The 10,183-nt window shown below is 36.5% G+C and carries 12 protein-coding genes; 7 read left to right on the plus strand and 5 right to left on the minus strand.

The window, feature by feature from the left end; genetic code table 11:
* Positions 1-234: hypothetical protein (locus E1140_RS21380; RefSeq protein WP_185153430.1), on the plus strand; the 234-nt coding region annotated here is incomplete at its 5' end.
* 1 nt (position 235) lies between these two features.
* On the opposite strand, the gene E1140_RS04500 is transcribed toward E1140_RS21380, so the two are convergent.
* The 5 genes from E1140_RS04500 to E1140_RS04520 are packed head-to-tail and all read right to left on the minus strand — an operon-like array spanning position 236 to position 4,481.
* A complete protein-coding gene (locus E1140_RS04500) occupies positions 236-826 on the minus strand; it encodes an HAD-IB family hydrolase (RefSeq protein WP_185153431.1) in 591 nt (196 codons plus the stop codon).
* A complete protein-coding gene (locus E1140_RS04505) occupies positions 823-1,557 on the minus strand; it encodes an SDR family oxidoreductase (RefSeq protein WP_155179479.1) in 735 nt (244 codons plus the stop codon). Before E1140_RS04505 ends, E1140_RS04500 begins: the two co-directional genes overlap by 4 nt.
* A complete protein-coding gene (locus tag E1140_RS04510; RefSeq protein WP_155179481.1) occupies positions 1,557-2,888 on the minus strand; it encodes an FAD-binding oxidoreductase in 1,332 nt (443 codons plus the stop codon). Before E1140_RS04510 ends, E1140_RS04505 begins: the two co-directional genes overlap by 1 nt.
* Before the next feature lie 4 nt (positions 2,889-2,892).
* Entirely contained in the window at positions 2,893-3,756 is an 864-nt protein-coding gene (locus E1140_RS04515; protein WP_155179483.1) for a decaprenyl-phosphate phosphoribosyltransferase, read from the minus strand.
* Positions 3,757-3,767: 11 nt separating this feature from the next.
* A complete protein-coding gene (locus E1140_RS04520; protein ID WP_155179485.1) occupies positions 3,768-4,481 on the minus strand; it encodes a lipopolysaccharide core heptose(II) kinase RfaY in 714 nt (237 codons plus the stop codon).
* Between the two features lie 179 nt (positions 4,482-4,660).
* Between E1140_RS04520 and E1140_RS04525 the strand changes: the two genes are divergently transcribed.
* Genes E1140_RS04525 through E1140_RS04550 form a run of 6 tightly spaced genes read left to right on the plus strand, consistent with a single transcriptional unit; the run spans position 4,661 to position 10,047 of the window.
* Positions 4,661-5,242 (plus strand): sigma-70 family RNA polymerase sigma factor, encoded by a 582-nt coding sequence (locus E1140_RS04525; protein WP_155179487.1) that lies wholly within the window; start codon positions 4,661-4,663, stop codon positions 5,240-5,242.
* A 5-nt stretch (positions 5,243-5,247) separates the two neighbouring features.
* Positions 5,248-5,547, plus strand: coding sequence for an anti-sigma factor (locus tag E1140_RS04530; RefSeq protein ID WP_155179489.1), 300 nt, complete (start codon positions 5,248-5,250; stop codon positions 5,545-5,547).
* Entirely contained in the window at positions 5,544-6,116 is a 573-nt protein-coding gene (gmk, locus tag E1140_RS04535; RefSeq protein WP_155179492.1) for a guanylate kinase, read from the plus strand. Before E1140_RS04530 ends, gmk begins: the two co-directional genes overlap by 4 nt.
* Before the next feature lie 6 nt (positions 6,117-6,122).
* Positions 6,123-6,809, plus strand: a complete 687-nt coding sequence (locus E1140_RS04540) for a hypothetical protein (protein WP_155179494.1) — start codon at positions 6,123-6,125, stop codon at positions 6,807-6,809.
* Positions 6,810-6,846: 37 nt separating this feature from the next.
* Positions 6,847-7,422 (plus strand): nicotinate (nicotinamide) nucleotide adenylyltransferase, encoded by a 576-nt coding sequence (gene nadD, locus E1140_RS04545; RefSeq protein ID WP_155179496.1) that lies wholly within the window; start codon positions 6,847-6,849, stop codon positions 7,420-7,422.
* 12 nt (positions 7,423-7,434) lie between these two features.
* On the plus strand, positions 7,435-10,047 hold the full coding sequence (locus E1140_RS04550; RefSeq protein ID WP_155179498.1) for a DUF5686 and carboxypeptidase regulatory-like domain-containing protein: 2,613 nt from the start codon (positions 7,435-7,437) through the stop codon (positions 10,045-10,047).
* The last annotated feature ends 136 nt before the right edge of the window (positions 10,048-10,183 follow it).

Here is a 10,183-nt window from a genome sequence, read left to right on the forward strand (position 1 = left end):
TTTTTTTCCTTCAAAACTTATGAGTACATAGAAGATCAAAATAGAAAGAGATTGAGTCAATTGGAAGTTTTAGAGCTGGCTCATGATAAATATCTTATTGATTATATCATCGTCAATACTATTCGTAAGCATGATAAAGAGTTTCCATGGTTCAGGAATTGGGAAGTCGAGCAAAACCCGTTCTACAAAGAAATAGAAAGGAATGAATACTATTTGATACTTAAAAGAATCTAGTCTAAAAGTATTTGTAGTGAGGGTGATCAGCTAATGCTAACATTTCTTTGTCTCCTCTGCTATCACCATAAGCATAGATTTCTGAATAATTGGAAATGTTAATTTCAGCTTTTATTCGTGCCACTTTTTCTGGGCCGTAGCAGTTATTTCCATCGATTTTGCCTGTAATTTTCCCATCTATTGTTTCTAATCTTGTGCCGATTAACTTCATTCCAATTTGGTCGCACCAGGGTTTTAACCAGTTCTCGGCAGATGCAGATACAAGATAGATATCATCACCGTTTTCCTGGTGTTTCTTTATTCGATCGATGGCCTTATTTCTTATTAACGCTGGAATAATCCTCAGAGAGAAATCAGCGCTTACTTTCTTCATATCTTCAACACTTAAATTAGCAAGAAAGTATTTCAGGACTATTTCTTTGGCCTTCCAGTTCGGGATCAAGCCAAGCTTCATAGCTACCAAGTATGGTGATAGCCAAGTAAATCCTAGAAGGAAATTCAAATTTCCTTTATGAAACTTTAAGAACTCAATGAAGCTGTCTTTAGTGGTAATTGTTCCATCAAAATCAAAAAGGGCAAGCGTCTTACTCACAGCTTTAGTTTTTTGAATATGCCTTCGGGTATTGTTTTGATGATATACATGATGAGGCGCCACATAGAAAGTACATAAATGGTGTTCTTTTTCTTGCGAGCAGCTTTTGCAATTGCTTTTGCAACTTGTAAGGGGCTAGCTGTTAATGGTTTTGGTAAATCCATTCCAGCTGTCATTTTAGTATCAATGAATCCTGGTTTAACAGTTAGCACATGTATCCCTTTATGGAATAATCTATTTCTTAATCCTGATAAATACGCTGTAAAACCAGCCTTTGAAGAGCCATAGAAGTAGTTGCTTTGTCTGCCTCGTTCGCCAGCTACGGAGCTTATACCTACTATAGTTCCAGTTTTCTTGTCAGTCATTTTTTTTGCAACCTCTTCTAGGATAGAAGCTGCGCCTATGTAATTGATTGACATTATACTTTTGGCCTCATCCCAGTTATTCTCCGCTTCGGTTTGATCTCCGAGATATCCGAAAACGCAGATGCATATATCTGGTGTACCCACCTTATCAATAAATGCAGGGTGGGAGCTATAGTCGGTTGCTTCAAATTCAGCAATTTCTACTTTTGCCTCATTTCTGATTTCAAAATCACTCTTAATTGGCTCAAGGTCTTTTACATTTCTTGCTGCAAGAACAAGTTGGAAATGCTGTTCTGCATATACCTGAGCGAGGGCTTTACCAACATCAGATGTTGCTCCTAGTATTAGTACTTTTTTATCGTTCATTAAGATGTGATATTTAATCTGTCAGATTGTGTGGATGCAAACTTAAAGTTTGGGTTATACTTTTCTACTATAGCCTTCCATTTAGAAAAATTGGGGTAGCTCTGAGCTAACGTCTGGCCGTCCATGCGCGCATCTTTTGTTAGATAAATACGACCTCCATATTCCAAAACTATAACATCAAGCTCATTTAAAAATTCGAATAGGCCTTTACGAACTGGAAAATCCAAAGCTAAAGTTAGACCCTCCATTGGGAAAGCTATCAGATCATTTTGTTCTCCAAAAGCTTTCAAAACTGCTAGAAATGAACCCATACCCTTGCTTCTTATCTTTTTAAGTATTTTTACTAGTCCCTCTTTCCCACCTTCTTTTGGAAGTACAAATTGATATTGAACAAAGCCGTTCTTTCCATACATTCTATTCCAATTGTTGATAGCATCAAGTGGGTAGAAGAATGGCTCATAAGGTATAACCCCTTCCATTACCTTTTTGTAATTCTTAGCGTAATAAAGGGCATTAAAAGCTTTTATAGAGAAAGGATTCAACGCTATGGCAGGAAAGTTAAAAGGCACATTGAGCTTTTTCTTTGGCTTCAGGTTTAATGGCGCCTTTTTTTGGTTTGTGCTTAGCTCTTCAAAACTTGCATGTTCACCACATATTAGTATGCTTCTTCCAAAAGCGTTTCCACCCTTAAGGCAATCGATCCATGCCATGGAATAAGTAGCGGATTTATATTCATCGAACAACTCTACTATCTCATCAAGGTTTTTGGCCTTAATCTGTTTTTGAGATATGTAAGCTGATTCAATTTTCTTTAATCTGAAAGTTGCATTTAGGATTACCCCTGTAAGTCCCATGCCACCGCAAGTGGCTTGATATAATTCTTGTTCATTACTAGGGCTGCAGATTTTGATGCTCCCATCAGCACAGGCTATTTCAAATTCATCCAGATAATTGGAAAATGAACCTTCTCCGTGATGGTTCTTTCCGTGAACATCGGAGGCTATAGCGCCACCAACTGTTATAAATTTAGTGCCAGGTGTAACAGGCAAGAACCATCCTTTGGGTACAATAACATCCAAAATATCGTTAAACAAAACACCAGACTCACATTTAAGAATACCTTTTTCAGTATCAAAATACAGCATTCTGTTATGTGATAGTGAACTTATCACATTGTGCGCAAGGGCAGAGTCTCCGTAAGATCGAGCATTACCTCTTGCAATAGTTTTTGACTCACTGGCTAATAATTTGACTAGTTCTCTTTCTGTATCAAAACGATTAATCTCAGAGTCTACTAAAGGATAGTTACCCCATCCAGAAATCTTTTTCATTTATCTAGATATATAAGATTAGGAAATAACTCAACCCCCACAGAATAAGAGTTAATTGTATAAATCGATCTGTATAAAGCACTCTCACAGGAGAGGAGCTGTCGTTTTCAACCAGCGTTTTTTGAAGATATCTTAATACACCAAGAATCACAAATAAACCTGTGAAATACAGGTATTCAAAATTCATTCTTTCAACCACTTCATCCGAGATGGTATACATAAGATAAGCTACAATAAGGGTGGTTGACACCATTGTTATGGCTGAATTAATAAATTCCAAGTTGTACTTAGAACTTGACTTACGAATAGAATTTCCAGATTCTATGAAAATTAATATATCATCTCTTCTTTTGGCAAGAGCTAAAAACAGTGCCAATAAGAATATTATTATAACTAACCACTGTGTTAACACAACATCAACTATGACACCGCCACCGACAGTCCTTAATACGAAGCCAAATGATATGAGAACCATATCCAATATAGACACATGCTTAAGCCCAAAACAATAGGCAACATTGATAATGATATACGTTGCAAGTATTCCTGTAAAATATGAATTTGTAAGTGTAGCTATTGCAACAGCTGATATACCAAAGACCAACATGATAACTATGGCTAACGTATTAGAAATTTTGCCTGAAGCAATAGGTCTGTATTTTTTTGTTGGATGTACTCGATCGGCTTCAACATCACGAATATCGTTTAATATATAAATTGAGCTGGCTGCAAGGCTAAAGGCAATAAATCCAATTGCAGCGTCAATAAAAATGTCTTTTTGAAAGAGTATGCCAGCAAAGAAAGGAGCAATAAATACGAATAAATTTTTAACCCACTGTTGAGGCCTAATTAACTTAATAAGTTCCATTAACTAGTTTTCTAACTTCTAAATAATACTCTCCTTTTCAATCTAGAAAATTTCCGAGCATATAAATCGTAATGATAAGCAAATTTATACCAACCTGATTCTAAAATTTCACTAAACAATCCTTCAATACCAGGGGCGCTTTTACGAAGATATGCCCATTCATACCCAAAATCAAACCCTGTCAAGCCAGCCTTTTTTGGGTTAGTATCTATCACATAAATCTTATTTTCCTTTTTTATGAAATTTCTAATCTGAGGATCACCGTGGGTGTATCCTTTTTTATGAATAGATTTTAAGGTATCAATTACTTTAGGATATGTTTGAGGTTGATCAAGACAACTTGTTCCATCTAAATACGAATACAACAACCAAGACTCAACTACCATTCCTAAACTTCTCATCTCAGCAGCCATTATTGGAGTTGTTGTTTTAATACCAATATCAGACAGAAGATTCATTGATTTTAAATTTTTAAATGCCTCTCCAAGTCGAAACAATGTTAAAAATCTGATCCATATCCGCGCATTTTTTTCTTTAGGTACTTTAAGAACAAGATCCTCAGAATTTATTAATACACGCCTTACCGCGCTTCTGTGATTATCTTTCAAAACTTTGGTCAGTGTATATTGTTCATTTTGAACATGATCAAATAGCTCTTTAGCTGTTTGATCTTTTATTTGATCAGCAACAAGTAAAGTCCAGCCTTGATAACTAATTGTCCTCATTCCTTAAATTATTGATGCAATGATACACATTCTGGTTTTTGTCAAGCATAAGACAATTACAACCATTCAAATAATAATGTTGTCTTTTATTAATCCATATGCCTCTTCAATGCGTTTATCTATTATAAAATGCAGAGATGCTCATATAAATCATTTCAATATTATTATTTTTGAACCCAATGTCTGATTCACAACGTCAAAATTATTCGCAAAAGGAAAAGGAATCCATCTTTGACAAGGAGTTTCTCCCTCACATAGGGCCTATGTATAATTTTGCCTATCGCCTTACTTTTGATGATGATGATGCCAAAGATTTAGTACAGGATACTTATTTAAAGGCATATAGATTCATTACTTCATTTGAACAGGGTACTAATGCTAAAGCATGGTTGTTCAGAATAATGAAGAATAGCTTTATTAATGACTTCAGAAAGAAGAGTAAACAACCTGCAAAGGTTGATTATCAAGAAGTTGAAACTTTTTATAACTCTGATGATGTTGATAAGGCTATAACAACAGATTTGCGGGTAGAGACGGTGCAGGATATGATTGGTGACGAGATATCAAATGCACTTAATTCTTTAGATGTGGACTTTAGGACAGTAATTATACTTTGCGATTTAGAAGGTTTTAAGTACGATGAGATGGCTAAAATATTGGACATTCCTATTGGTACGGTTAGGTCAAGGCTACATAGAGCAAGAAACCTTTTGAAAGAAAAGCTTAGTGACTATGCGAACAAAATGGGGTACAAAAACTAAATAATATGGAATCAAATTCTACCGGTTCTTTAAATACAGGTGGATCTGATAAGAAGGACTCGAATCAACCAGATCACAGCGAATGTCTCAAATTACTTCATCTCGTATTAGATGATGAAGCCACCGCAGAACAGAAAGACTATTTCGATAAGCATGTTTGTAACTGTATGCCTTACTACGAAATTTATCATGTTGATAAAGCGATAAAATCGCTGGTGAAGAATACATGTTGTGGTAAGAATGTTCCTGCAGATTTAGCTGACGCAATTAAAGAGCAAATTTTTCGAGGAACAGACAAAGCATGAGCGAAGGGAAAGCAATCATTTTTTCTGCGCCATCAGGTTCTGGAAAAACGACCATTGTAAGACATCTTCTAAAAACTAATCCAAAATTAGGGTTCTCTATATCTGCCTGTACACGTGATAAAAGAGGGCGTAATGAAGAAAACGGTAAAGATTATTACTTCTTAACTCCAGAGGATTTTAAAAATAAGATTGATAATGACGAGTTCATTGAGTGGGAAGAAGTGTATGCAGGAAACTTTTATGGTACTCTCAAGTCTGAAATTGAGCGTATTTGGGCATCTGGTAAGCATGTAATTTTCGATGTAGATGTTAAAGGGGGACTACATCTCAAAAAATATTTTGGAGAAAGAGGCCTGGCCATTTTTGTAAAAGTACCTTCTATGGAGCTTTTGAAGGAAAGGTTGAAGGACAGGAAGACTGAAACTGATGACAGTCTTTCACAGCGGATCTTCAAAGCAAAATTTGAAATGTCATTTGAAGATAAATTTGATATTTCATTGGTTAATGAAGATCTTGATGAGTCGCTAAAAAAGGCGGAAGAGCTGGTTAACAATTTTATTGAAAAATAACCTGTCATGTGCTGGAGGGTTGTTTTATTTGTTTTATTATTTCCCATCTCATTACAAGCACAAAAAGGTATAAGCCTTGGTTTTGGTTTCAATAATTTCAAGACACTATCCGAATTTTCTGACTACACTACTCGCAACCCACTTGGTGTTTCATTTCTTGCTTCCAAGGATTTAAAAAATAAAAGATTCCAATTAGGATTTGAGCTTGGCATGGGGCTTTATTCCGGCAAACGATATTTCTATGAGACCGTTGCAGAGGGTTACCCTGGCAACTATGTTAACATCTATGAAGAAAATGGCTTTGTTTTATATGATGTCTATTTACGCTACAAGTTTGTGAAGGGAAAAACTTTGATGCCCTTTGTAGAAGCTAAGGCTGGCGCCAGCACCTATTTTAGTGTAATAAGGTCAATGCAGGTTTCCGAGGTTTATGAAGATGATTCATATGTACATGATACCGCACTAAATGCCGGCCTTGGACTAGGAACATATGTTGATATCGGCAAACTTTTTACTGGTAAGGACTGGGTAAAAAAAACATTACTTAATATATCAGGAAATTATTTATTAGGTTCGCAGGTAACGTACAGAAATGCAGTGGCTTACGAGGTGGTTGATACTTTTGAGGCCGGGTTTAGAGAATCTAAAACCAACACCTTCCAATATCATGTTGGATTGGTACTGGCCTTTTAGTTTGTAGCACTGCTCGCATTTCAATAATAGTATTCCAATGAAAAACATCGGACTTTTTTTTGGCAGTTTTAATCCCATCCACATTGGTCACTTGATTATAGCCAATACTATGGTCGAGCATGCTACTCTGGATGAGGTTTGGTTTGTGGTTTCGCCACAAAATCCATTTAAAAAACAGTCCAGTTTGTTGCATGAGTTTGATCGCCTTGATTTAGTGAATGCTGCCATATTTGATAATTTTAATTTAAAGGCTGTTGATGTGGAATTTAGGATGCCCAAGCCTAGTTACACCATCGACACACTTACTTATCTGTCTGATGAACATAAGGACAAAAAATTCAAATTGATTATAGGAGAGGACAACCTCAAGAGTTTTAAAAAGTGGAAAAACGCTGATAAAATTCTTGAATTTTATGAATTATTGGTTTATCCGAGACCTCACGCGCAACCTTCCGATCTAAAAACGCATCCTAAAGTTCAACTGATTGAGGCACCGATGATGGACATTTCTGCTACGTTTATCAGGAAAAGCATCCAAAGCCACAAGTCTATTAAATATCTTGTGCCAGAATCCGTTGAACAACTGATTATCGGAAGAAAACTTTACATATAAATCAACAACTCATTGAAACAACTATTTATTAGTGCAATCCTAAGTTGCCTGTCCATCACCTTATTATCTGCTCAGGGTATTAGAGGAACTGTCAAAAGTGCAGAAGGTGAACTACTCCCATTTGCTACTATTTATATCAAAGAACTTGGTACTGGAACCACCACCAATGGTGATGCTCTATTTGAAATCAAGACCACTCCAGGAAATTACACACTTGTTTTTCAGTTTGTTGGTTTCGAGGCTCAAGAGAGAAGTGTAGTGGTAGCCGATCAGTTTGTAGAGCTTAATATAGTCATGAAGCCTCAGGTAATGGTCCTTCAGGATATAGAAGTAAGAGCTGGAAAGGAAGATCCCGCATATACCATAATGCGAAAGGCCATTGCCAAGAGTAAGTACCATACACAGCAGGTCGATAAGTATACCGCCAGAGTTTATATGAAAGGCACTGGCCAATTGAAGGACGCTCCTTTTTTCCTGGAAAAGACCCTTGAGAAAGAAGGTGTGGAGGAAGGGCAGGTGTTTATTTCAGAATCTGTCAGTGACATTGAATATACCCGCCCGAACACCTACAATGAGAAGGTTATTTCAATAAGAACTAGTGGTGAAAATGATAAAAACGGCAATCCCAATGCTTATATCAATGGGTCATTTTACGAGCCCGAAGTTGCCCAAGGTGTTTCACCATTATCCCCTCGAGCATTTTCTTATTACAAGTTTATTTATGAAGGCACGCATCGTGACAGAGGTTTTGAGATTAGCAAGATCAGAGTTATACCTCGCTCAAAGGGTGATAATGTTTTTAGTGGCTACATAGAAATAGTAGAAGACTATTGGAGTATTTATAGCCTTAATCTGAGCGTATCTAAATTGGGCATCAACTTTTTGATCAAGCAGTTTTATGAGCCTGTGGAGCAAAACGTTTGGTTGCCTGTTACTCATGATTTTGTTGTTGACGGTAAGGTATTTGGGTTTGAATTTGAAGGTAAGTATTTGGCTACTGTCAGCGATTACAAAGTGGAAGTGAATCCCGAGTTGGCAGTAGAGTTTGAAGTTGTAGATGAAAAGCTGGAAAAGGAATTGGCAAGCAAGCTTGAGAAGCAGGTTAAAAATGAAGAAACAAAGGAGATCCAGGAAATTCTGACCTCTGGAAAGGAAGTGACAAGGAAGCAACTGCGGAATTTGGTAAAGGCTTATGAAAAAGCTGAATTGGAAGAGACGGATGAGCCAGAGGTGGTGTCAAATAGAACTTTTAAGATTGATACGCTGGCTTATAAAAACGATTCGGCTTATTGGGCGCAAATTAGGCCAATTCCACTCGAACAGTCCGAAATAGATGGCTATGCCAAAATGGATAGTCTTTCAGAGGTGCAGCAAAGAGAAAGAGATGGAGACACACTTAAAACTAAAAAGAGAAAGACTAAGCATATTTTTGATCCTATCGTAGGCAATTATTATAAACTAGCTGATAGAACACACCTTCGTCTCCACGGGCTATCCGGTATGTTCAATACAGTTGATGGTTTTGATATTGAAACAAGATTGGTTTTCACAAAGACCTTTGACAATGAAAATAAAAACTGGCTTAGAATAAACCATCAAAGCAGATACACTTTTGCTCGTACTGCTTATAATGGCATTTTAGAATTCAGATATGATTTTGGTGAACGATCAAAACGGAATTCAATCCGATTAAATGGCGGAAGATATATTAACCAGTATAACAATGATCAGCCGATACATCCTATTATCAATACTTTCACGACTCTGATTCAGGAGCTTAATTACATGAAAATATATGAGAAGGACTATGCTGAGGTTGTGTATGATAGAAAGTTCTGGGATAAGCTAGATCTTAATATTAAAGGAGAATTGGCAGAGCGTAGAGAATTGCAAAATAGATCTTCTTTTAATTTGGTAGATCGTTCTCAGAGAGAATACACACCTAACGCTCCCATTGCGGCTGAATTACCTATAACCTCTTTCGAAGATCATAATTCGTTAACCACTGAATTAAATTTAGAATATGAGCCGTGGGTAAAATATAGTATCTATAATGGAAGAAAGCGGAAAGTTGATACCTACACACCTAAATTTAGATTGAAATATGTGAAGGGTATACCAGATGTAGCTGATAGTAAAGTAGATTTTGATTTATTGGAACTTGGCTATCGCCACACTTTTAAAATCGGCATACGAGCCCTTGCTGATGTTTCATTAAAGGCCGGTAAATTCCTGAATGATGAAAGTCTATATTTCATGGATTACAAGCACTTCCTTGGTAACAGGACTCCTTTTGTAACCACTGATCCTGTTGGGAGTTTCAGAATGTTAGACTATTATGCATTCAGCACTAGTGATGAGTACTTTACAGGTAGCTTTCATTACCAGATGCGTAAATTCCTTTTGACACGAATTCCTATCGTAAGATTGGCAGGAGTTAGAGAGAGTTTCTTCACCAATTATCTGGCTACTGATTTTTCCAACAATTACACGGAGGTAGGCTATGGAATTAACTATATCTTCAGACTATTCAGAGTAGAAGCTGTAGCTAATTTTGTAGATGGTAAGTACAAAGACTATGGAGTGAGAATCGGAATAGCCGCAAACCTGGATAACTTGTTTTAATTTTATTTCAAATGATTCAAGTTCAATCACCCTGATTTTTTCTGTAGAATACACCATGTGCTTATCAGACTCTACTGTTTACCTTTCTGAAGTATAGTGTTGTATACCCTATTTGGAGCCATTAAACACTAATATG

The organism is Fulvivirga lutimaris (assembly GCF_009711525.1).
Classification (GTDB): Bacteria; Bacteroidota; Bacteroidia; order Cytophagales; family Cyclobacteriaceae; genus Fulvivirga; species Fulvivirga lutimaris.